Consider the following 23562-nt stretch of genomic DNA (forward strand, 5'->3'; position numbering starts at 1 on the left):
TGTTGGGTGAATGGAACAAAAGCGTCCACTTTATGCAACATTCACCACTTGACCCTGAGTTTAGTATCCGTCACATCAAACGTAATATACACGAGAGACAAACAAAATTTTATGAAGATGGAATGGTTTCTTTTTTCACATCTTGAAGGCCTCGAAGCATGTTAAGAACAACCTCAAGCCATTCCTCCGTCTTCTTGCCTTTCGTTTGGACAGAAATAATCAGCTTGCTGCCTTCCATTCCTAACCCGATTTCACGTCCATATTTACTGCCGAGCTCAAATAATTTTTGACCGTCGATTTCACTGCTTGCTTTCTCATCAAGAGTCATTCTAACAATGCCTTTCTCCATCTTGATCAGCTCGACACGTTCCTGGACAGCGTACACCTTCATTGTCGCAATCGTAAACAAGTCAGCCACTTCTTGCGGATATTCACCAAATCGGTCGATCATTTCATCCTGAAGCTCTTTTCTCTCTTCAATCGATCCAATTGCTCTGAACTGTTTATACATTTCAATCTTTTGCTTGCCGTCCGAAATATAAGTGTCTGGGATGTAAGCATCAATTTGCAGATCAATTTCTGGCTCGAATTTATCTTGAGCCGTTGTATCGCCTCTTCTTTCCTCAATGGCTTCTTTCAGCATTTGAGAATAGAGGTCGAATCCAACTGAATCAATGAAGCCATGCTGCTGAGCACCAAGTAAGTTTCCTGCTCCTCGAATTGTTAAATCACGCATCGCAATTTTAAACCCAGATCCGAGCTCTGTGAATTCTTTAATAGCTTGAAGTCTTTTCTCCGCAACTTCAGAAAGAACTTTATCTTTTCGATACGTGAAATAAGCATAAGCAACACGGTTCGAACGCCCGACTCGTCCTCTTAGCTGGTACAGCTGAGAAAGCCCCATTTTATCGGCATCGTGGACGATGAGCGTGTTTACATTTGGAATATCGACTCCCGTTTCAATGATGGTGGTACTAACCAATACATCTGATTCACCTTCAAGAAAATTAATCATCACTGATTCCAGCTCGTTCTCACTCATTTTCCCGTGCGCATAACTGACTTTTGCGTCTGGGACTAGCATGGAGATTTCATCTGCTTTTCGTTCAATATCCTCAACACGGTTGTAAAGGAAGTACACTTGACCGCCGCGTGCTAATTCTCGCTCAATCGCTTCTCTGACTAAAGCACCATTGTACTCGACCACATAGGTTTGAACAGGGAATCGGTTTTCAGGCGGTGTTTCAATAACCGATAAATCCCGCACGCCAAGCATGGACATATGAAGCGTACGCGGAATTGGCGTAGCCGTTAATGTCAGTACGTCGATATTGGCTTTCATCTGTTTAATTTTCTCTTTATGCGTCACACCAAAACGCTGTTCCTCATCTATGATTAACAGTCCTAAATCCTTGTAGACGATGTCTTTTGAAAGAAGACGGTGTGTGCCGATGACCATATCAATCGTTCCGTTTTTCAGCCCTTTTAACGTTTCAGTTGTTTCTTTTCTTGTACGGAAACGGCTCAGCTGCGCAATTTTGACAGGGTAGTCTTGGAATCGGTCCATGATTGTGTCAAAATGCTGCTGTGCTAAGATGGTTGTCGGAACAAGCAGGGCTACCTGCTTCCCGTCAGCAATCGCTTTAAAGGCCGCACGAATAGCCACCTCCGTTTTTCCGTAACCCACATCTCCACAAAGCAGACGGTCCATTGGACGTTCCCGCTCCATATCCTGTTTAATTTCGTGAATCGAACGGATTTGATCATCTGTTTCCTGATAAGGGAACGCAGATTCAAACTGGCGCTGCATCTCATGATCAGGCGAGAAAGCATATCCTTTGCTTGCCTCGCGTTCTGCGTACAGTTTAATCAGATCATCTGCGATGTCCTGTACAGATGTTTCAACTTTTTTCTTCACGCGTTTCCAATCGCTGCCGCCCAGTTTGTACAGCTTTGGTTCTTTACCTTCTGATCCTACATATTTCTGCACCTGATCAATTTGTTCAACCGGTACATAAAGCTTGTCGCTTCCTTGATAATGAATATTTAAATAATCTTTATGAATGCCGCCGATTTCAAGCGTTTCTATTCCTAAATATTTACCGATCCCGTGGTTAATGTGCACCACATAATCGCCGACTTGAAGCTCTGAATAGCTCTTGATTCGCTCTGCATTGGTCAGCTTTTGCTTACGCGCCTGTTTTTTCACACGTTTCTTGAAGAGTTCACCTTCTGTGATTACAGCAATTTTTGATAACGGCAGTTCAAAGCCTGTTTGCAGCTCACCTTGTAAAATATACACCTGTCCGCTCACAAGCTCAGCGTCCGGTTTAGCAAGAGCGGCTTCAATGTCATAATCATGCAGAACAGACGACAGCTTTTCTGTCCGCTCTTCATCAGCACCTAAGAAGACAACCGTGTATTGCTGTTTTTTATAGCGTTCAATTTCACTCGCCAGCACATTCATCTGTCCGTGGAAATTCTGCATTTGCTTACTAGATACATTGACGATATTTTGCGGATTTGTCTGCTGGACATGTCTCAGGAACAAAGAGTAGTACAGAATGGATCTCGATTGATGATTGATCAGTTCTTGGAACGGGAAAGATAGAGATAAATCATGAAGAATATTGCCTTCTTCAAGCAGACTAATTGTCCAATCGGCTTCTTCCTGTTCAAGCTGTTCTTCCATCTCCTGAATTCTGCTGATTTCATCTAAAATAATAATCGTATCCTGCGATGTGTAATCTAGCAAACTAGCAGGCTTTTCATAGAAATAGGACAGGTACTTCGTCATTTCCTGTGTCACGATGCCTTCTAGCAGCTTCTCGCGATCAGCAGATATATTTTGATGAAGCAGTTCTTTTTGCTGATCTGAGTTGAATTTCTTTAAGCTCTTCGCCAGCCCTTGATCAAGCTGTTCAATGGCTCTCACTCGTTCCGGACCTCTCACAATTAACTCTTTTGCAGGACCTATTTTGATTTCTTGAAGGGTTTCTAATGAACGCTGTGTATCTGAATGAAACGTTCGAATTGAGTCTATTTCTGTATCAAACAGTTCAATACGGATTGGATGATCTTCCGTTAACGCATAGATGTCGATAATTCCTCCGCGCACACTAAAATCTCCGGGCGCTGCAACCATCGACGTCCGGTCATAACCAATTTGTACGAGCTGTTTTGAAAACGCCTCCAAATCAATTTCTTCACCGATCTTTAAATGGATCTGACTCTCCTTCCAGAGCTCAACTGGCGGAAGCATCCTGCGAACCGCAGCAGCGGGAGTGACGATAATGGGGTTTTCTCCATTCGCAAGTCGATTCAAGACATCCAAACGCTGTGCTCTCAGCTCAGGACTGGCCACTGCAATTTCTGAAGCGATGAGTTCATTGACAGGATAAAGAAGAACCGAGCGATCTGGCATCACACTTGCTAGATCATCTGTAACCTTCTGCGCCTGATATAAATTGTGAGTCACAATAAACATTGGCCGCTTCAGTTCGTCTGATATCGCGGCTGTAAATAAAGATCTGACGGAGCCTGATAGTCCGGCAAGCAGCTGTTCTTTTAACCCTTCCTTTAGCCCATTAAAAATGGACTGAAAATCATCACTTTGTTTGATAAATGATTGTATGTTTTTCATTTGGCTCCTCCTCCCTGTTTGTTTAAAACAGAAAAACGCTTTGGTCTAATTTCTACACCAAAGCTTTTTTATTGAATAAAAGTATGATACTGATGGTAATCAGGATTTCTTTCGAGCGCCTCTTGGCAATCCTCACAAATGGTTTGTACATGTAAATCACCATTTTCCCTATAAGAAATCATATCGTTTCTTTCCTCATTTGTTAAGTGATGAAATCCAAGTGCTTCACTTTGGACAGCGGATTCATCTAGACTGCCAACCTTTACACCACAGTGGCGGCAGTAATAATGCAAAGCCATACGTGATCCTCCCATGCTGAGATTTTATGATCAGTATGTGCTTCGCTTATCATTCTTATACCTTCTTGTTAAAATCATTCATCACTTCTAAAAATGGCTTTTTTAAAGCCGCTTCACAAGCCTCGACAGACGATTGAATGGCTGATGCGATGTCAGGCTGTTCTTCTTCTGAGAAACGTCCTAGTACGTAATCAACGACCTTCATGCCGTTTTGAGGACGTCCAATGCCGATACGGAATCGGTCAAATTCAGGTGAACCTAAATGCTGAATCAATGATTTGATTCCATTATGCCCGCCTGCACTTCCTTTTGTACGTAGGCGAATCCGGCCAGTTGGCAAATCAAGATCATCATAGATCACTTTCAAATGTTCGAGGGGAATATCGTAATAGTCCATCAGCGGACGCACACATTCTCCTGATAAGTTCATATATGTAAGCGGCTTTACAAGTAGAACCTTTTGCCCCGAAACAAACCCAGTTCCAAATTGTCCATGGAATTTTGATTGATTTAAAGGTATGTCCCATTTTTTCGATAATTCATCTATTGTCATAAACCCGACATTATGTCTTGTTTTTTCATATTCTTTTCCTGGATTGCCTAATCCAACGAATGCAATCATGAAACCAATAACCTCCTTTGTCACACAGCACACGCCTAAAAAATGAGCCAATCAGATTGCCTCATGTAAAAACGTATGAATTCTTTTCATTCTAGCACAAAAGACGCAACCGCGGGAGGGTTACGTCTTTAAATGACCAGTTATTCTCCATCGTCATCCTTTTCTTTAATGGCCTCAGGCTCTTGCGGCTCTTCTTCGCTATCTGGCTCAGGAACCTCTGATTGCTGAGGCGGCAGAATGGAGGCAACGACTTCTTCTGGATCGTTATTGATTTGATAAGATGACTGAACAGGCAGATCAGCAACTGTTAAGACATCATTGACTTCTAAGTTTGTAATATCAGCTTCAATATTCTGCGGGATATCTTTTGGTTTCGCTGTAACAGATAGTTCAAATAGTGGCTGCTGAAGCACACCGCCATCTTTTACCCCTTTAGACTCGCCAATCAGCTGTATTGGTACATCTGCCTCAATTTCACGCTGTAAGTCCACGACTTGGAAATCAGCATGGACAAGCTCGTTTTTCAACGGATCTGTTTGTAATTCTGTCACCATCACAGATTTCGTTTCACCACCCACATCTAAGGTGATAATTGTATTCTTCCCTTCATCACGTAAGGTCTTTAATAAATCGATGCTGTCTAATGAAACAGCCAGGCTGTCTGTATTTTTTCCGTATATGACACCAGGAACGTGTCCTGAATGACGGATTTTTTGCAGTGTGGAACGTTTGAAATCAGTTCTTTTATTTGCTTTTAAAGTTGCCATATTCAGCACCATCCTATTTCTTTTTTGTCACTACTCTCATAATTACCCATAACCGAATCATTTTAAACCTATTTGCCGTGAATGATGATAGCAAAAAGACCCCAAGCTTGATGCCTAGGGCCTTTTTTAATCAGAAAATTAGCTGAAAAGGTAGCTCACAGATTCTTCTTCATGTACACGGATGATGGCTTCTGCAAGCAAAGGCCCAACCGAAAGCGGAATGAATTTTCCAACTTTCTTGTCATCAGTTAATTGAATACTGTTTGTCACAACCAATTCTTTAATTTTAGAGTTTGTGATGCGTTCTACTGCTGGTCCAGACAATACTGGGTGCGTACAGCAAGCATATACTTCAGCTGCTCCATTTTCGACTAGCGCATTTGCTGCAAGTGTAATAGTACCAGCTGTATCAATGATATCATCGATCAGAATCGCCGTTTTGCCTTCAATGTTACCAATAATGTTCATGACTTCAGCAACGTTTGGCTTTGGACGGCGTTTGTCGATAATTGCGATTGGCGCTTTCAGGCGGTCTGCCATTTTACGCGCACGTGTCACACCACCGTGGTCAGGAGACACAACAACGATATCATTCAAGTTCTTCTGTTCGAAATAGTTTGTTAAGATTGGCACAGCCATTAAGTTATCGATTGGAATATCGAAGAAACCTTGGATTTGCGGTGCATGAAGATCAAGTGCAATCACACGTGTAGCACCTGCTGTTTCAAGCAAGTTTGCAAAAAGCTTCGCAGTGATTGGCTCACGAGGTTTTGCCTTACGATCTTGACGTGCATATCCGTAATAAGGGATGACAATATTGACAGTTTTCGCAGAAGCTCGTTTTAGCGCATCCACCATAATGAGCAGTTCCATAATATGCTCATTGACTGGCGCACTTGTTGATTGAATGACATAACAATCACAGCCGCGGATACTTTCTTCAATATTGATTTGGACTTCACCGTCACTAAAACGTTTAACAGAGCTCTTTCCTACATCAACTCCGATACGATCGGCAATTTCTTTGGCAAGTTCAGGGTTTGAATTCAAAGAGAATATCTTTAAATTCGCATCAGCATAACGATTAGACATGGTATGGTAAACCTCCGGGTATTTGGATTATTTTTTATGAATATTTTTCACATAATCTTCTTTATTGACTTGTCTTGCTCTAGCAATAGACAATGCATCCTGCGGTACATCTTCTGTAACCGTTGAACCGGCTGCAACATATGCCCCTTTTCCGACAGTGACTGGTGCAACTAGATTTGAATTACAGCCAATAAATGCGCCGTCTTCAATCTTCGTTAAGAATTTGTTTTTCCCATCATAGTTGACTGTAATGGAACCACAGCCAAGGTTTACATCAGTTCCGACCTCTGCGTCTCCAATGTAGCTTAGATGAGATGCTTTGCTGCGGTCTCCGAAAACTGTTTTCTTGATTTCGACAAAATTTCCGATTTTTACTTCATCGCCAATTTTCGACAACGGGCGAATATGAGCAAACGGTCCAATTGTCACATCAACTCCAACCTCACTATCGCAGACGACAGATTGCTTAATGACTGTTCGATCTCCGATGATGCTGTCAACAATTTCAGTGTTTGGCCCAATAGTGGCGTCTGCACCGATTTTCACATTCCCTTTGATGACCGTCCCAGGATAAATAACTGTATCTTCACCGATGACAGCATCTGGCGAAATATACGTGTTCTCAGGATCAATCAAGGTCACACCATTCTTCATATGCTGATGATTAATACGTCGCTTCATGAATTGCTCTGCTTGTGATAGAGCGATACGATCGTTAACTCCAAGTGTTTCTTCAAAATGCGGTGTTTGATAAGCTGCAACTGTTTGCCCTTCATTTTTTAGAATTTCAATAACGTCTGGCAAGTAGTATTCACCCTGTGCATTTTCATTCGACACTTGCTCAATCACACGGAAGAGATCTTCATTTGAAAAACAATAAGTCCCTGTATTAATTTCATTCACTTGACGCTCTGCATCGTTCGCATCTTTATGCTCCACAATTTTCACGACAGCACCTGTTTCGTCACGAATAATACGGCCATAGCCTGTCGGATCATCCGCATGTGCTGTTAAAATAGTGACTTTCGCTTGATGTTTTTGATGCTCGCTTAACATGGCTTCCATTGTTTCCGCTGTCAATAATGGCGTATCACCACAAATGACAATGGTTGTTCCCTTTTCCTGCGCGAGGAACGACTTTGCTTGTTTGACGGCATGGGCTGTTCCCAGCTGTTCTTCTTGAAGTGCATACTCACTTCTGTCTCCAAGCTGCTCTTTCACGTCCTCTGCACCATGACCGACAATCGTCACCAGCTTGGCTAAAGAAAGCTTTAACGCTTCATCTGCCACATGCTCGACCATTGGCTTTCCGCAAACTGGATGAAGTACTTTATATAGCTTTGACTTCATTCTCGTTCCTTTTCCCGCTGCTAAAATCACTGCGAACCGCTTATCCATTGATTGGCCTCCAATATCCCTATTATCCATAGAAAAATATATCCTAAATAAAGACTGATTTCAAGGATACATAAGGAAGTACAATAATTTTCTAACAGATGAAAGACTTAAGAAACAAGAGAAAGAACGCAAAAAAGACAGCATTTAAAAGAAAACATTCATTTTCTCTTAAAGCCGTCTTTTTAGGTTCACGTATGATTAAGAAGCTCCAGCTTCTTCATATTCAATTGTTTCTTCCTCTTCGCCTAAGCGATGATATTCATTTAATACAGCATCTTGGATTTTACCCCGAGTGCTTGAATTAATTGGATGTGCAATATCGCGAAACTCTCCATCAGGCGTGCGTTTGCTAGGCATTGCTACAAACAACCCATTGTTTCCATCAATCACACGAATATCATGAACAACAAATTCGTGGTCCAGCGTGATGGATGCAATCGCCCTCATGCGACCATCGGTATTCACGCGGCGTAATCTTACGTCAGTAACTTCCACAGTAGTTCACCACCTTTTCCCAATATAAAAGCATTACTTAGGTATTCAACGATCGTGGTGATTCTCCTGCTCTTTTTTTAAACTTTTTTTGAAATATCGGGATATTTATACATTATTTGTCATATTCGTGACGACGCTTACATTCTCAGCATAAAAAAAGACATCATGATGATGTCTTTCCCTGCATATGATGAAACCAAACGGCTTTCATTGAGAGTGCCTGTTTATTTAACTAATGCAACTACTTCTATTTCTACAAGCGCATCCTTTGGAAGTCTTGCCACTTCCACGCATGAACGAGCTGGCTTATGTGTATGGAAATACTCACCGTACACTTCATTCACTTCAGCGAATTGTTCCATATCTTTAATGAAAACAGTTGCTTTCACGACTGTTTCAAAGGAAGCACCTGCTGCTTCAAGTACAGCCTCAAGATTACGGAATACTTGATGTGTTTGTTCTTTAATATCTCCATTTACAAAATCTCCAGCTGGGGTTAATGGAATTTGCCCTGAGCTGTAAAACATGTTATTGACAATAATTCCTTGAGAGTAAGGTCCAATGGCTGCTGGTGCATGTTTGGTTTGAACAACTTTTGTCATATTAATCTCTCCCATTCAAATACATGTTTAATCAAAGCTTACGCTTTCGAATGAAAAAACTCGTGGAAATTGCCTTCATTGATCTCAATGATTTTTTGCTTCATATCAATGGTAGAAAGCTTTAACAACGAGACATATTCATCGACAAGACGTTCATCTACGCCTTCATCTTCTAAAAGAACACCGATCCCTGCAACATTTGCATTAAATTCCTCAAGCAAATTCATCATGCCGTTAATGGTTCCGCCCGCTTTCATAAAGTCATCAATGATCAACACATTGGAGCCTTTATCTAAGCTTCGCTTTGCAAGGGACATGGTTTGAATTCGGTTAGAAGAACCTGACGCATAATTAATACTGACAGTTGATCCTTCGGTTACCTTATTATCTTTTCTAACGATCACAACAGGCACATTTAAATAACCCGCAACAGAATAGGCAATCGGAATACCTTTTGTCGCAACGGTCATGACGACATCAATCGCACGGTCAGCAAAGATGGTCGCAAACAGCTTACCGATTTTCGCAAGAATCGATGGATTGCCTAAAACATCGGTTAAATATAAATAACCGCCAGGAAGTACACGTTCAGGAGTTGATAATGCCTCTCCGATATCGTTTACTACGTCATCTGCTTCTTTTAGGTGTATTTTTGGAATATATTTCACTCCGCCAGCAGCGCCAGGTACAGTGAGCAATGTGCCTATTCCCTGCTGTTCGAAGGTCTGTTTGATAATCGTTAAGTCTTCACTAATGGAGGACTTTGCAGATTGATAACGTTCTGCAAAAAAAGTTAAAGGTACTAGTACGTGCGGGTGGGCTAACAAATAATTTGTTAAGTCCACCAATCTGCCGCTTCGACGAAACTTCATGAACTTACCCCCAGAACCCGAATAATTTATGAATAATATAACTTAATATACGGATTTAATCAAGGGCATTTTGTTCGCCGATCATGCGGACAGCGTATACTTGATCACAAAATCCTCTCAGTCCGTTATATATTCTTTGTACCTTCGATTCATATTGAATCAAGCCAAATACCGTTGGGCCGCTTCCACTCATTAATACAGCATCAGCACCGAAACGCTTCATCTGTCTTTTGATCATATCTACTTCCGGATACATCTTTAATGTCACAGACTCCAGAACGTTACCGAGTGAGCCGCACATCTCTTTATAATCTTTCGCTTCAATGGCTTCAATCATACGCTGTACATTTGGGTGTTCTACTTTGCTTGCGTCATATTGTCTATAAACTTCAGCTGTAGATACCCCAATCACCGGCTTCGCTAAAATCACCCAGCAATGCGGCGGTGTCGCGATATGCTTCAGTTTTTCTCCACGTCCTGTCGCTAGTGCTGTGCCTCCGTGTACACAAAAAGACACATCTGAGCCGATCTCCGCTCCAAGCTCAGCCAGTTCATCTAACGTGAGATTTAACTTCCACAAACGGTTTAAACCGCGAAGCGCTGCTGCAGCATCACTGCTGCCTCCAGCTAAACCTGCTGCAACAGGAATTGCTTTTGTGATGACAATCGATACTCCTTTTTGAATACCGAACCTTGTTTTGAGTAATTTAGCCGCCTGATAAGCCAAGTTACGCTGATCATCTGGCACAAATCGATTATGAGATGATACACGGATTTCGTCTTTATCCAGCTCCGTCAGCTCAAGTCGATCTGCAAGGTCTATTGTTGTCATCACCATCTCTACTTCGTGATATCCATCCGGTCTTTTTCCATGGACATCAAGAGAGAGATTAATTTTTGCCGGTGCTTTTTCTAAAATACGCAAACATTTCACCTACTTCTCCATCTAAACATAAGTATCAATATTGTATCACATTTGATGGATCTGATGAATATTGGCTTTTACGCCCAGCACACTGACTTTTCCAACAAAAAAAGCCAGAGACACCTGAGGTATCCCTGACCATTTTTCTATCGTTGATTCTCTTCCTGAGCCATGTGCTGCTGAGCTAATTCGATGGCACGTTTGACCATATTACCTGCGTCACGCGCACGAATTTCTCCCCAGCCTCCATTTTTGACGGTATCATAAAATCCAAGATCCTTCGCCAGCTCGTATTTGAACTCATCTGACATAATGCCTCGGCGTCTACCCAAACGAAACAGCCCCTTTAGTCGAGAATTCGAATCAGTGCCACTGCTTTTGTGGCTTTCTTATTTTGTATCGAATCCTTTCTTTTACCCCTTTCAAAAAATGGACAGACTCCCATTCAGAAAAAAAGGCAAAACAAAAAGCAGTAAACAAGAAGTTCACTGCCCATTAATAGGCGACTGAGCTAGCGGCATCATCGAACGTTAATTCGACCGTCTCAGTCAGTATATCTGCATAACTGTAAGAAACTCTTTCAAACGAATTCTCATCTTGATCTAATTGAATCACAAATACAGAAGGGTACGTTTCAGCTAAAATGCCCGAACGCTCAATTGTTTTACGGCGGCCTCCGTTAGCCTTTAACGTCAAACGTTTACCTAAGTTACCATCAAGCGATCTTTTGATGTCGGACAAAGTCTTCGCCATTGCATCCACCTCACTGAGATAATTATACAACAACGGCCCATTTTTGTCAAATAAAAATTAAATTATATCAACCAACACGAGCCATTGTCAACAAAATAATTTTGACAAACTTCTACCTTTTCTCCTCCCTATTTTTCTCAAATTCCGGTGAATTATGTATCCGTTTGAAATTTCTTTTTACACATAAAAAAAACCAGACTGAAATCAGTCGGGTTATGTCGATTCATGGTCTTTTTTATATGGCATACCTACCCTTAAAACACCCTTCGTCTCGATGCCTCCAAGGCCTTTTTCTCTTGTTAATGTATTACGAAGCACATCCCACACGTTGATTCGATCTACAAATGGAGTGAAGCTGATCTTCGCAACGATATAGACGGGATCGAGCGCATGGATGTTCACACGTGAAGGTGAGCTTGCAAAATTGGCACCTGCTTGGATCAATGATTCGAAATGAGATTGACAGGCGCCTGCAAAGATCACAAGCTGATCTAAATGAGGAATTTTCTTTCTTGCTTTTTGAACCGTCTCAACGAAATGACGAGAATGGCGATAGGCACCGATATCATTTACGCCGCCCTTTTGCTTGGAATACGCATCATGCCCTGTAATGACCAAAATATCAGGCCGATATTGATCAAGTAACGAATCGATCACGCTTGGCATTTTCTTCTCATGACAATGCACTCCATATACAGGCACACCAATTCGTTCATATACATCTAAGCATTTCTTTAAGTATGAAGCATCTCCATCTAAATGAAGGACCTTTCCAGGCATGTGAAAATACTGCTCCTGATGCTGATATTGTCCAGAAGTATAATACTCTTGTTTTTCACGCAGCAGCTGATAATCCTGTCTTAGTAAGTCGAGCGATTCGTTAATTTTCCGTTCGTCGTCCTTCTCCCTTGTCAGCTGCTCCTCTTTTTGAATTAAGACGAGATCCGACATCTTAGCATCAGCAATCAGCCTTACTTCATTCCCATGCAATATGGCAGTGGCTTCGTGCTGATCTGTCTCATCAATTCGAATGATTCGAAACATAATATCCATTTGATAGGATGCCCTCGTCACCATATCTCCTATTTGAAATTGCATGCTGTTCACTCCACAATCAGGCTCATATCCTGTTGGTATCGTCTTTCATATGTGCTGTTCTTTCTAGCCTATGCCCGAACAGTTGAAGTGGTGAAAAACAAAAGAAAAAAGCCCTTACGAAAGGGCTTTTTGTAAAACATTCGACAAACGGGCAAATTCCTCAATAGATAATGATTCTCCGCGGCGCTTTCCATCAATATCTGCTGTTTGAAGTGCTTCTTCAATGATGGCTTTATGTTTTTTTCCATCAGGTAGATTATTCATCAAATTATTCATCAAGGTTTTCCGGCGCTGGCCAAAGCTCGCTCGGATCAATTGAAAGAAAAACGCATCATTTTCTACTGAGACAGCAGGCGTTTCACGAACAGTCAGCTTAATCACAGCCGAATCGACATTTGGCTGAGGAACAAAAACCGTTTTAGGCACAACCATCACCGTTTTTGCTTCCGTATAAAATTGAACTGCAATAGACAGTGAATTATATTCCTTTGATGAAGGGGCAGCTGCCATACGATCTGCTACTTCTTTTTGCAGCATGACCACAATCCCTTTCAATGGAAGGTTTTCTTCAAGCAATTTCATAATAATCGGTGTTGTCACGTAATATGGAAGGTTGGCTACGACCATCACTTCTTTACAGTCAGCAAAATTTTCCTCGATGACCTTTCTCACATCCGCCTTTAATACATCTTGATGAATGATCGTGACATTATCATATGGAGAAAGCGTATCGTTTAAAATAGGCAATAAACGCTGATCGATTTCAAAAGCGGTGACTTTCTTTGCACGTTTAGCGAGCTGCTCTGTCAATGCGCCGATACCAGGCCCAATTTCAATGACGCCGGTCTCATCTGTAACCTCCGCGTGATCGACAATGCGATCTAAAATATTTGTATCAATTAAGAAGTTCTGCCCTAAGCTCTTTTTAAAAGAGAAACCGTACTTCTTCAGTATTTCCTTCGTTCTGACGGGTGTCGCAATATCTTTATTCATCGGCTTCCTCCTGCATGACGGTCTTTAAGGCCGCAATAAAATCATGTTTGGTTATTTGGAACATGTGAAGGCGCTTTTGCAGCTGCTTCGCATTGGTATATCCTATATTTAAAAGCACTCCTAGTCGTTCGCGGCGGCGTTTCGATGCTTCGCCACCGATAAGGCCTGCGTCAAATAAGTCGTCTAATGTAATGTCACTTTCCGATTCTTCCATTTCTTCATGGACATGGGCAAGACATTCCCGAATACTGTCCAAGGAAGCATGCTCGACACCAATTCCTTTATCCCGCTTCGCCTTCGCAAGATGTTTAGGCAAAAAAGCGTGCTTACAGCCAGGAACTGCCTCTGCGATGGTTTTACGGATCTTCTCACCAGGAAAATCAGGATCTGTTAAAATAATGACCCCTCTCGTCTCCTGCGCAAGACGCACTTGTTGAATGACTGTATCGCCAATGGCGGATCCGTTTGTTTCGATCGTATCTGCATCAACCGCCATCTTCACTCTGGCAGTGTCATCACGACCCTCCACCACAATGATTTCTTTGATTTTCATGTATTCCTCCGCTTGCAAAAACAATCTACATTTTTTGGTTTAAAAAACGAAACCTTTCATGCTGCTTTTGCGTCTAATTAATTAGAAAACAGTGCTTCTATTATAACCAAAAAAACAGAGGGTGCGCAAAGCCCTCTGTTCATATAAATGATTTGATGTGTTTATTTGAGTACTCTAATTTTCACTCGTTTATTTCCCCATTGATAAGCTGCCGACTTACTTGGGACGAACACATCAATTTTATTCCCTTTTATAGCAGATCCAGTGTCTGATGCAACGGCATATCCATAGCCTTCCACATACACTTTTGAGCCCAGCGGAATGACACTCGGATCAACTGCTATGACCTTTGCACCCGGATTTGCTTTTAAATTAAAGCCTGTAGACGTTCTGCCCGTACATCCAGCACAGCTCGCTGTATAGGCTGTTGACGCCACATAAAATTCTTTTCCTGACGATTCATTGCTTCGTGAAACCGCAGGGGACGCTGTAGGTTCCTTTTTGGCCACTTGTGTACCAATAGCCACTAATCGGTCCTTACTATCTTTTTCGGTCACTTCTTTAATCAATTCTTTAGACACCACTTTGCCGTTTTCTTTCACAATGGCATAGTGCTTCTTCAATTTACCTTCTTCACCTTTTTTAAGTACCTTCTCTTTCCCTTTTTCAAGAGAATGATCCTTTTTATGTTTGGTATCAAAAGCAATTTTCTCTTCCACTACATCGGTGACTTTTTCCACCCGAGTGATCTTTATATCTGCGCTCTTTTTAGAAAGGTTACTATGTAACGCAGGCTTGATCTTATCGTGCTTCTTGAGCTTTAGCTCTTGTTGCTTTAAAAAGTCAGCGACCGTAGTCGAAGTGGTCCACACTTTTTTATCTTTTCCTCCATCATTTAAGCTGACCTGAAAGGCCTGCTGAACCACAAGATTCATATCCTTTGTTAACTTGTCATTCTTTCCTGGAGTTACTTGATCGTGCTTCCCAATATCTATCTTCTCATTCTTCAATAATGCTCCAACCGTCTGATCTGTTGTCCATATCGTTTTCTCTTTCCCGTCTAGGGTCAGATGAACCGGTATAGCCGCATCATACACAATGTTCATGTTGTCTTGAATCTTTGTATTTAGACTTGGAGAGATATGATCCTCCGCCTTGGTCCTTATGCCAAGGTCTGAAAGCAGCTGAGCTACTGTCTCTTCATGTGTACGAATTGTCTTCTCTTTACCATTGATTGAAATGGTAATGGACTGCTTAGTGAGCTCATGCGCACCGTAAGCCGTTCCAGTTCCAGCTAAAAGCAAGCAAACAACTAGCAATAAAACCTTGCCTTTTCCTAGCTTCACAGAAAACAGATTTTTCATTTTTTGTACGATGAAAAACGCCTCCTTCTCCTCGGAGAGATTATATAGAGTATCTCAAAACCTGTCAACCCTTCCACCCACTGTACAAAAATGCTCGATTGTAAACCTATTATGGGAGATTTATGGAAGGAAGGGAAGAAAGACTTATCGACAACTTATCCTATGAGGAGGCGCAAACGTGTAGAACTTTTTCGTTATGTTTCACAATTGGACAAGCTTAAACAAGGATTGACATCATATACTGTCAGTTTATACGGAAAACTTTTTTTGCATTTTTTGTTGTCAATTCAGCAAGCTCTTCAAAGCTGATTTCTCTCAGCTCCGCAATCTGTTCTGCGATATATTTGACATAACTTGGTTCATTACGTTTCCCTCTAAATGGCACTGGCGTTAAGTATGGGCAGTCTGTTTCAATCAAAAGTTTGTCACTCGGTATCTCCTTTACAACTTCCTTTGGCTTTTTGGCATTTTTAAATGTCACGGGTCCACCGAATGAAATATAAAAGTTCATCTCCATACATGCTTTTGCAGTTTCCAGACTGCCAGTAAAGCAGTGCATAATACCTCCAACTTCAGCTGCTCCCTCTTCCTTTAAAATCGTCACGACATCTTCCGTTGCGTCACGATTATGAATAACGATTGGAAGCTTCACTTCCTTCGCAAGAGCAATTTGGCGTCTAAAGACTTCCTTTTGCACATCTTTTGGCGACTTGTCCCAATAGTAATCCAGACCCATTTCTCCAATCGCAACCACTTTTTCGTGTTGAGATAAATCTTTGATCCAAGCCAAATCCTCATCTGTCATATCAATAGCATCGACTGGATGCCAGCCGATAGCTGCATATATGAAATCATACTCTTCAATTAATTCCATCGCTCTCGTAATAGTCGGGCGGTCAAACCCTACCACCACGATTTTCTCAACTTTTTCGCTTTTCGCTCTTTCGATTACCTGCTCTAAGTCTTCATTGTATTGTTCTGCATTCAAGTGGGCATGTGTATCAAATAACATGGTTGATTGCTCCTTTCGACAATTCTGCTAAAAAACAAAAGGTGTTCGACGAAATGTTACACGTGGAACACCTTTGTTGATTTATAAAATTTTTGTTCCATTTGCTAGAGTTTGATCTACTTCAAGAACCTGCAATTTCCCGCCTGTTTCTCCAGTTAAAATCATTCCCTGGGAAATTTCCCCTCTGAGTTTAACTGGGGTAAGATTTGCTACGCAAACGAGCTTTTTCCCTACTAATTCTTCTGGTTGATAGTGCTTGGCAATCCCAGAGACTATTTGTCTTTTTTCAAATCCAAAATCAAGCTGAAGCTTTAAAAGACGATCCGCTTTTTTCACTGGGGCTGCTTCCAATACCTGTGCAACTCGAAGATCAACTTTTGAGAAATCATCAAATGCAATTTCTGCTCCCAGCTCAGGTAATTCCGTTTCTTCGATTTCCACTTTCTCTTCTTCTACCTTAGGTGCACTTCCCTGCATTTTTTCTTTAATGTAGGCTACTTCTTCTTCAACCTCTAAACGCGGGAACAAAGGCTCTCCCTTTTGTACCGTTGCTTGTTGAATCGCACCAAATGATAGGATACTATCCCAGCTTTTGAGCTTCTCTTCTTCAATTCCAAGCTGGAAGAAGATTTTCTCAGGTGTTTTCGTTAGGAACGGCGTTAAGAGTACTGCAGTGATTCGAAGTGATTCTGCTAAATGATACATAACAGAATGCAATTCTTTTCGTTTTGTTTCATCCTTTGCCAGCACCCATGGAGCTGTTTGATCAATATATTTATTGGTTCTGCTGATTAATGTCCAAACATTTGAAAGAGCCACAGAGAATTCAAGATTTTCCATCGCTTCTTCATAGGCTTTGACTGTTTGTTCAGCTACTGCTTTCAGCTCTTCATCAAACTCATTAACAGGGCCCTTATAGCTGCTTAATGTGCCGTCAAAATATTTTTGGACCATCGCAACTGTACGATTAAGCAAGTTACCTAAATCATTGGCAAGATCATAGTTTACACGTTCCACGAATCCTTCTGGTGTAAACACACCATCTGCACCAAATGGTACTTCGCGAAGCAGGTAATAACGAAGGGCATCGAGACCATAACGATCAATTAATGTGACTGGATCTACCACATTCCCTTTTGATTTAGACATTTTGCCATCTTTCATGAGCAGCCAGCCGTGTGCGAAAATTTGTTTCGGCAGAGGCAGATCTAATGCCATCAGCATAATCGGCCAATAAATCGTATGGAAGCGTACAATTTCTTTTCCTACGAGATGTACGTTGGCAGGCCAATATTTTTTATATTTTTCATCTTGATCTGTTCCATAGCCAATCGCAGTTAAATAGTTGAATAACGCATCAATCCATACATAAATGACGTGTTTTGGATTGTTAGGAACTTTAATTCCCCAATCAAAGGTTGTTCTTGATACTGCTAAATCCTCTAAACCTGGTTTAATGAAGTTATTAATCATTTCATTCTTTCTTGATTCAGGCTGAATAAACGATGGATTTTTTTCGTAATAATCGAGCAAACGGTCCGCATACTTACTCATACGGAAGAAATATGATTCCTCTTTAATTAATTCAACAGGGTGGCCGCTGTCAGGGCTTTTCCCGCCAATGACTTCCCCTTTCTCATTACGCTCAACATCAACAAGCTGTGTTTCCGTATAGAATGTCTCATCAGGAATACTGTACCAGCCCTCATATTGATCTAAATAAATATCGCCTTGATCAAGCAACTTTTGGAAGACTTGCTCAATGATTTTCGTATGTCTTTTTTCTGTTGTACGGATGAAGTCATCATTCGAAATGTCGAGTTTCTTCCATAATGATTTAATGTCTTCAACGACTGGATCTAAATACTCGATCGGTGTGATATTTTGTTCTTCAGCTTTTTGCTGAATTTTTTGTCCGTGCTCATCTGTACCTGTTAAATACATCACATCATAGCCTTGAAGACGTTTATAACGAGCCATAGCATCTCCTGCTACTGTCGTATAAGCATGTCCAATATGTAATTTTCCGCTCGGATAGTAAATAGGTGTTGTCAGATAAAACGTTTTTTTCTTTTCCGGCATGTCGGAACCTCCTGCGTGTGTGTAAATGTCAAAAACTCCCGCCCAATGGACGAGAGCGGTTATCATCATTACATGAAAATGTGTCAGATCAATTCATTCAATTTTGCACTTGTGCTTTCTCTATGATACCATCTTAGCCTTTAAGATCAAGCATATATACATAGAACAAGCTGAAATGATCGAAAAAGATGAGTTTTTCGAAAAAAACGACAAACCCGTCGACATTTTGTCGAATATTGTCGTATGAAATCTATTTCCAGATTTACATTTGGCTAAATTAGGGCAAAAGTCTTGTTAATCTGATCTCGTCATTTCTTATATTTTCATAGGAAAAGCCTACAAAATCCTTATACACCAGTAGTTTCAAGGTCTTTTGACTTTAAGAGTCATATTTTACAAACAATAGTAAACAAAATGATTGACGATTTATGGAAACCTTGTTATGCTAGGAATGTAAGGAATTTGTCGAATAATGACGAAGATAATATTATTTTAAGAATAAGAACTTTTTGGGAGGAGAATGAAGATGAAATCTACAGGTATTGTACGTAAAGTTGACGAATTAGGACGCGTGGTGATTCCAATCGAACTTCGCCGTACGCTAGGAATCGCTGAAAAAGACGCTTTGGAAATTTATGTTGATGATGAAAAAATTATCTTAAAAAAATATAAACCAAACATGACTTGCCAAGTAACAGGTGAAGTATCAGACGATAACCTTAAACTTGCTAATGGTAAATTAGTTCTTAGCCGTGAAGGTGCAGAGCAAATCATTAACGAAATCCAAAACCAACTTCAATCACAAAAATAAGGTTCATATAAAAAAGGTTCTTGCACCGTTTGCAAGAACCTTTCTTTATTGTTCAATATGATAAGCATCGTATATCGTGCGCTTTGGTACACCACGTTCGACAGCTGTACGTTTAATGGCTTCCTTCGACGTTAATCCTTCCTCTATGTAATGGATCACATGTTCTTTTTCAGATAAGGACGTCCACCAAGCTTCTTCATTCAGCTCTTCTTCAGCTTGATCATTTCCTTGTACCACAAGACAGAACTCACCTCGAATTTGATTCTCCGCAGCCCATGTCAACACAGATTCTAAATCCCCACGAATAAACTCTTCGAATTTTTTCGTCAGTTCTCTCGTAATTGCGATGTTCCGATTCCCCCACACTTCCTTCATTAAAGTCAGCGTTTCTTTTAACCGATGGGGCGCTTCATAGAAAATGATCGTTTCTTGACGTTTCTTCAAGGCTTCAAGCTGCTTTTTCTTTTCTTTTTTCTGACGGTCGAGAAAACCATAAAAGAAAAATGGCTGAGGCGCGATTCCTGATGCAATGAGTGCTGTTAGTGCAGCATTTGCGCCAGGTAACGGAATGACATAGCCTCCGATGCTAGTAAAATCTCGAACCACTTCAGCCCCTGGATCTGAAATCGTTGGTAAACCAGCATCACTCACAAGTGCGATACTTTTCCCTTCTTTTAGCCATTCGATTAACTTGTGGCCGCTGCTGTCTTTATTATGTTCATGATAACTGGTTAAGGGTGTATCAATTTCGTATACATGACAAAGCTTTTTCGTTTGCCTTGTATCTTCTGCGGCAATATAGTCTACATCTTTTAATGTTTGTATCGCTCGGAATGTCATATCTTCTAGATTTCCGATCGGGGTTGGGACAAGATAAAGAATACCCATGCCAGATTGACCATCAAAGCTTTTCTGTGTCTTTTTCATGTGCCGCCTCCTTTTCCATTCGCATTTCTTCTATATAAATATCTTTCTTTTTCCGCGTCCACGTTTTGAAACGATATTCTTGCTGCATGGCTTCTCTTTTGGTTGCAAAACATTCATGATAAAAAAGCTCAACCGGCCGTCTCGCTCTTGTATACTTTGCTCCCTTTCCACTATTATGGGTTATCAGTCTTTTTTGTAAATCATTTGTATAACCCGCATACAGGCTGCCATCTGCACATTTTAATACATAGAAATAATGATTATGCTTCTCCATACAGTATCGTCCTGATTTCATCTGTATACTCCTGATCTTCCCCATAAACAAAAAGAGGCGGAAGAATTTTCAGATCTGGTTTTCCATCTTTTATGCCCTCTACCAAGATGGTATTGGCTTCTTTCCCTTGTTTGGGATAAACAAATTGAATTCGTTTCGGCTCAATTCGGTATTTTTTCATTAATTCAACAATCTCAAGCAGCCTTCCTGGTCGATGAACCATCGCCAGTTTCCCCCCTTGCTTTAGCAGCGTGGAAGAAACACGAATAACATCCTCTAATGTACAATGAATTTCATGCCGTGCAATCGCCAAATATTCATTTTCATTGATTTCATCCTTAGAGGGTGTTTTAAAATATGGCGGGTTACATGTAATCACATCAACTTTATGGTTGCCGTAGCGTTCCGGCATATCATTCAAATCACCATGAATCAATTCGATCTGGTGCGCAAGTTGATTATACTCCACACTTCTTTTTGCCATATCAAACAGCCGTTCTTGAATTTCAACACCCGTAATCGAGGCCTTAGAACGAGTTGAAAGCAGCAATGGCACGATGCCATTTCCGGTACAAAGATCAATGATCTCTCCTTTTTGGATTGGCACATACGCAAATTTAGCTAATAACACCGCGTCCAATGAAAAGGCAAACACAGTTTTACTTTGAATAATCTTCATATCTTCGGCGAGCAGGTAATCTAAACGTTCATCTTCTCTTAACGAAACCATGATGTATCCTTTCTTTTCCTGTGAAAAAGGCTCCCGATTCAGCGGAAGCCTTTTCTCATTTTTTATTTAAAAATGACAGACAGAACAAACAGTCTCCCTCTTTACGAATGCTCCCATAATGTACATTACAAATATGGAAGCCCTCCTGATATAACCGGGCCAGGTTATCATGACCTTCTCCTATATCAGAATGACTTGGCTTCTGGGCAGAATCATTCTCTGCCTCAGATGATTTGTCTCGATCGGACTGATCCAGACGTTCACGCAAGTGCTGATTCTCCATTTGCAGCTGATGATTTTCTTCAATCACTTCACCGATATGATTTTTCAAATCACCTAACTGGCGATAAAGAGAACCGATTTGTTCTTCTAAATTAATCACCGTATCAAATAGTTCCTTTTTATCCAAGGTGGCACACCTCGTTACTCAGTTGTTTGTGCAGATACAACGCCTTCTTGTAATAATTCTTCCCATGTATATTCTATCACTTTTTCTTGCCCGGTTAATTCAACTTGCAAAATTCGTTCTAAAATATTGAGCCCTACTACCTTTGCAGAGCCATTAGATGTCTGAATCGTTTCGCCGATATCCGGTAATTGTTCTTTCGCTGTTTCATACTCATCATTCTCATATTTCAAGCAGCACATCAAACGTCCGCATAGGCCTGAAATTTTTGTCGGATTTAACGACAAGTTTTGATCCTTTGCCATCTTAATCGACACTGGTTCAAAGTCTCCTAAGAATGTCGAACAGCAAAGCATTCGCCCGCAAGGACCAATGCCGCCAAGCATTTTTGCCTCGTCTCTTACACCAATCTGGCGAAGTTCAATTCTCGTTTTGAAGATTGATGCAAGATCCTTCACTAGCTCACGGAAATCAACTCTGCCATCTGCTGTGAAGTAGAAGATGACCTTGTTTCGGTCAAATGTAAATTCAACATCAACCAATTTCATTTCCAGCCCATGTTCACTTACTTTCTGAAGACATGTATCAAAGGCTGTCATCGCTGCTTCTTTGTTTTCCTCAACGATGAGCCGGTCTCGTTCGTCTGCTACACGAATGACTTTACGCAGAGGGAGAACCACATCGTGTTCATCTACTTTTTTGTTGGCGATGACCACTTGTCCGTACTCAACCCCTCTAACCGTTTCTACAATGACACAACTATCATTTTCTATATGAAATCCATTAGGATCGAAATAATAGATTTTGCCCGCTTTTTTAAAGCGAACACCAATTACGTTGTACAAGCTTATCCCTCCTGCAACATCAACACCAATTGCTCCATCAGCCCTTGGGCATTCACGTTGGATTGAAGTCTCTTTTTCGCTTCTAATACAGCAAGGATCTGGCTGGTCACCATCTGCTGTGTGGAATGCAGCGCATGCTGCTTCATTGTCTGGAATAAGTCTTGATAAATGACTTTATCTTCATTTCCTATTTGAATCGACAATACATCACGATATATAAATAAAAGCATATCCAGACCTGTTTCTTGAAGGTCTTTCTCTTTGAAAAAAGGCATCCATTGATCCTGTATATAAAAAAATGCATGTTCTTTTCGCTGGTGTAAGACTTCATACAATTTTATCACTTTCGCTCTAGACTCTGCAAACTGATCATTTCGACTTAATTCGAGTGCTTCTGCTAAATTATTGGTTAAATTCGACAAAAGCCTTGCGAGATGCTGAGATACGCCTTCTTGTAAAAGCTGCTGCTCTAAGGATTGTGGCTGCAGCGGCTGAAAGCTGAGCATCTGACATCTTGAAATAATCGTATCCAGCATTTTATGCGATTGCTCAGTGATTAAAACCGCCATCGTTTCCCGATTAGGCTCCTCTAGGAACTTCAATAAACTGTTCGCGGCATTGACCGTCATTTTGTCCGCATGAAGAATAATATACATTTTCCGGTGAGATTCTACACCTGCTTTTGTAAATTCCTCTTGCAATGCCTGCACTTGCGCCTTTTTAATTGATTGGCCATCGGGCTGCACAAGATGTAAATCGGGATGGTTTCCTGATGCAATCCTTTTGCAGTTTTGACAGGATTCACATGGTTTCACTCCTGATTCCAAACAAAAAAAGCTCTTAGCCAAAAGCATCGCTGCATCCAGTTTTCCGGTTCCTTTTTTTCCTTCAAATAAGTAGGCGTGCGCAAGTCGGTCTTTATCAATACTATTAAAAATCAGCCGCATGACGCGCGGCTGCAAATCATTCATGTCATCCCAGCTAATTGCCATGTTATCA

General features: G+C 41.0%; 25 protein-coding genes. 1 reads left to right on the forward strand and 24 read right to left on the reverse strand.

The window, feature by feature from the left end; translation table 11 throughout:
- Positions 1 to 109: 109 nt before the first annotated feature.
- The 18 genes from mfd to metG all read right to left on the reverse strand — a co-directional run bounded on the left by mfd (position 110) and on the right by metG (position 18570).
- The gene (gene mfd, locus JJ692_RS01845; RefSeq protein WP_135033210.1) at positions 110 to 3643 is read right to left on the reverse strand and encodes a transcription-repair coupling factor; all 3534 of its coding nucleotides are present in this window, start codon (positions 3641 to 3643) and stop codon (positions 110 to 112) included.
- A 68-nt stretch (positions 3644 to 3711) separates the two neighbouring features.
- Positions 3712 to 3942 carry an anti-sigma-F factor Fin gene (fin, locus tag JJ692_RS01850; protein WP_003217967.1) on the reverse strand — a complete coding sequence of 77 codons (231 nt, stop codon included), beginning with the start codon at positions 3940 to 3942 and terminating at the stop codon, positions 3712 to 3714.
- 55 nt (positions 3943 to 3997) lie between these two features.
- Positions 3998 to 4564 carry an aminoacyl-tRNA hydrolase gene (pth, locus tag JJ692_RS01855; protein WP_024425643.1) on the reverse strand — a complete coding sequence of 189 codons (567 nt, stop codon included), beginning with the start codon at positions 4562 to 4564 and terminating at the stop codon, positions 3998 to 4000.
- Positions 4565 to 4704: 140 nt separating this feature from the next.
- Complete coding sequence (locus tag JJ692_RS01860; protein WP_024425642.1) at positions 4705 to 5331, reverse strand: 50S ribosomal protein L25/general stress protein Ctc; 627 nt, start codon at positions 5329 to 5331, stop codon at positions 4705 to 4707.
- A 138-nt stretch (positions 5332 to 5469) separates the two neighbouring features.
- Positions 5470 to 6423, reverse strand: a complete 954-nt coding sequence (locus tag JJ692_RS01865) for a ribose-phosphate diphosphokinase (protein WP_024425641.1) — start codon at positions 6421 to 6423, stop codon at positions 5470 to 5472.
- Between the two features lie 27 nt (positions 6424 to 6450).
- Positions 6451 to 7821 (reverse strand): bifunctional UDP-N-acetylglucosamine diphosphorylase/glucosamine-1-phosphate N-acetyltransferase GlmU, encoded by a 1371-nt coding sequence (gene glmU, locus JJ692_RS01870; protein ID WP_024425640.1) that lies wholly within the window; start codon positions 7819 to 7821, stop codon positions 6451 to 6453.
- Between the two features lie 198 nt (positions 7822 to 8019).
- Positions 8020 to 8316, reverse strand: coding sequence for a septation regulator SpoVG (gene spoVG, locus JJ692_RS01875; protein ID WP_008357439.1), 297 nt, complete (start codon positions 8314 to 8316; stop codon positions 8020 to 8022).
- A 224-nt stretch (positions 8317 to 8540) separates the two neighbouring features.
- The gene (gene ridA, locus JJ692_RS01880) at positions 8541 to 8918 is read right to left on the reverse strand and encodes a 2-iminobutanoate/2-iminopropanoate deaminase (RefSeq protein WP_024425639.1); all 378 of its coding nucleotides are present in this window, start codon (positions 8916 to 8918) and stop codon (positions 8541 to 8543) included.
- 38 nt (positions 8919 to 8956) lie between these two features.
- A complete protein-coding gene (purR, locus tag JJ692_RS01885) occupies positions 8957 to 9790 on the reverse strand; it encodes a pur operon repressor (protein WP_024425638.1) in 834 nt (277 codons plus the stop codon).
- Between the two features lie 55 nt (positions 9791 to 9845).
- Positions 9846 to 10715 carry a 4-(cytidine 5'-diphospho)-2-C-methyl-D-erythritol kinase gene (gene ispE, locus JJ692_RS01890; protein WP_019743558.1) on the reverse strand — a complete coding sequence of 290 codons (870 nt, stop codon included), beginning with the start codon at positions 10713 to 10715 and terminating at the stop codon, positions 9846 to 9848.
- A gap of 146 nt (positions 10716 to 10861) precedes the next feature.
- Positions 10862 to 11047, reverse strand: coding sequence for a small, acid-soluble spore protein, alpha/beta type (locus JJ692_RS01895; RefSeq protein ID WP_017366434.1), 186 nt, complete (start codon positions 11045 to 11047; stop codon positions 10862 to 10864).
- A gap of 163 nt (positions 11048 to 11210) precedes the next feature.
- Positions 11211 to 11468 carry a biofilm formation stimulator Veg gene (gene veg, locus JJ692_RS01900; RefSeq protein WP_024425637.1) on the reverse strand — a complete coding sequence of 86 codons (258 nt, stop codon included), beginning with the start codon at positions 11466 to 11468 and terminating at the stop codon, positions 11211 to 11213.
- A gap of 213 nt (positions 11469 to 11681) precedes the next feature.
- Complete coding sequence (yabG, locus tag JJ692_RS01905) at positions 11682 to 12566, reverse strand: sporulation peptidase YabG (RefSeq protein WP_024427198.1); 885 nt, start codon at positions 12564 to 12566, stop codon at positions 11682 to 11684.
- Positions 12567 to 12680: 114 nt separating this feature from the next.
- On the reverse strand, positions 12681 to 13559 hold the full coding sequence (gene rsmA / locus JJ692_RS01910) for a 16S rRNA (adenine(1518)-N(6)/adenine(1519)-N(6))-dimethyltransferase RsmA (protein WP_034284149.1): 879 nt from the start codon (positions 13557 to 13559) through the stop codon (positions 12681 to 12683).
- Positions 13552 to 14112 (reverse strand): ribonuclease M5, encoded by a 561-nt coding sequence (gene rnmV / locus JJ692_RS01915; protein WP_017359323.1) that lies wholly within the window; start codon positions 14110 to 14112, stop codon positions 13552 to 13554. Before rnmV ends, rsmA begins: the two co-directional genes overlap by 8 nt.
- 161 nt (positions 14113 to 14273) lie before the next feature.
- Entirely contained in the window at positions 14274 to 15476 is a 1203-nt protein-coding gene (locus JJ692_RS01920; RefSeq protein ID WP_044334281.1) for a G5 and 3D domain-containing protein, read from the reverse strand.
- Positions 15477 to 15720: 244 nt separating this feature from the next.
- The gene (locus JJ692_RS01925; RefSeq protein ID WP_024425634.1) at positions 15721 to 16488 is read right to left on the reverse strand and encodes a TatD family hydrolase; all 768 of its coding nucleotides are present in this window, start codon (positions 16486 to 16488) and stop codon (positions 15721 to 15723) included.
- A gap of 81 nt (positions 16489 to 16569) precedes the next feature.
- Complete coding sequence (gene metG / locus JJ692_RS01930; protein WP_024427203.1) at positions 16570 to 18570, reverse strand: methionine--tRNA ligase; 2001 nt, start codon at positions 18568 to 18570, stop codon at positions 16570 to 16572.
- A 520-nt stretch (positions 18571 to 19090) separates the two neighbouring features.
- Here metG and JJ692_RS01935 point away from each other — a divergent pair.
- A complete protein-coding gene (locus JJ692_RS01935) occupies positions 19091 to 19381 on the forward strand; it encodes a transition state genes transcriptional regulator AbrB (RefSeq protein ID WP_087975202.1) in 291 nt (96 codons plus the stop codon).
- 45 nt (positions 19382 to 19426) lie between these two features.
- On the opposite strand, the gene rsmI is transcribed toward JJ692_RS01935, so the two are convergent.
- The 6 genes from rsmI to holB are packed head-to-tail and all read right to left on the reverse strand — an operon-like array spanning position 19427 to position 23555.
- A complete protein-coding gene (gene rsmI, locus JJ692_RS01940; protein WP_024425632.1) occupies positions 19427 to 20308 on the reverse strand; it encodes a 16S rRNA (cytidine(1402)-2'-O)-methyltransferase in 882 nt (293 codons plus the stop codon).
- Complete coding sequence (locus tag JJ692_RS01945) at positions 20283 to 20582, reverse strand: GIY-YIG nuclease family protein (protein WP_024425631.1); 300 nt, start codon at positions 20580 to 20582, stop codon at positions 20283 to 20285. The genes rsmI and JJ692_RS01945 overlap by 26 nt, the downstream gene beginning before the upstream one ends.
- Positions 20569 to 21312, reverse strand: coding sequence for a tRNA1(Val) (adenine(37)-N6)-methyltransferase (locus JJ692_RS01950; protein WP_024427205.1), 744 nt, complete (start codon positions 21310 to 21312; stop codon positions 20569 to 20571). Before JJ692_RS01950 ends, JJ692_RS01945 begins: the two co-directional genes overlap by 14 nt.
- Positions 21313 to 21367: 55 nt before the next feature.
- Entirely contained in the window at positions 21368 to 21721 is a 354-nt protein-coding gene (yabA, locus tag JJ692_RS01955) for a DNA replication initiation control protein YabA (RefSeq protein ID WP_024425629.1), read from the reverse strand.
- Positions 21722 to 21735: 14 nt separating this feature from the next.
- Entirely contained in the window at positions 21736 to 22563 is an 828-nt protein-coding gene (ricT, locus tag JJ692_RS01960) for a competence/sporulation regulator complex protein RicT (protein WP_024425628.1), read from the reverse strand.
- Between the two features lie 2 nt (positions 22564 to 22565).
- The gene (holB, locus tag JJ692_RS01965) at positions 22566 to 23555 is read right to left on the reverse strand and encodes a DNA polymerase III subunit delta' (protein WP_024425627.1); all 990 of its coding nucleotides are present in this window, start codon (positions 23553 to 23555) and stop codon (positions 22566 to 22568) included.
- Positions 23556 to 23562 lie beyond the last annotated feature (7 nt).

Source organism: Bacillus sp. 3a (assembly GCF_017161885.1).
GTDB lineage: Bacteria > Bacillota > Bacilli > Bacillales > Bacillaceae > Bacillus > Bacillus safensis.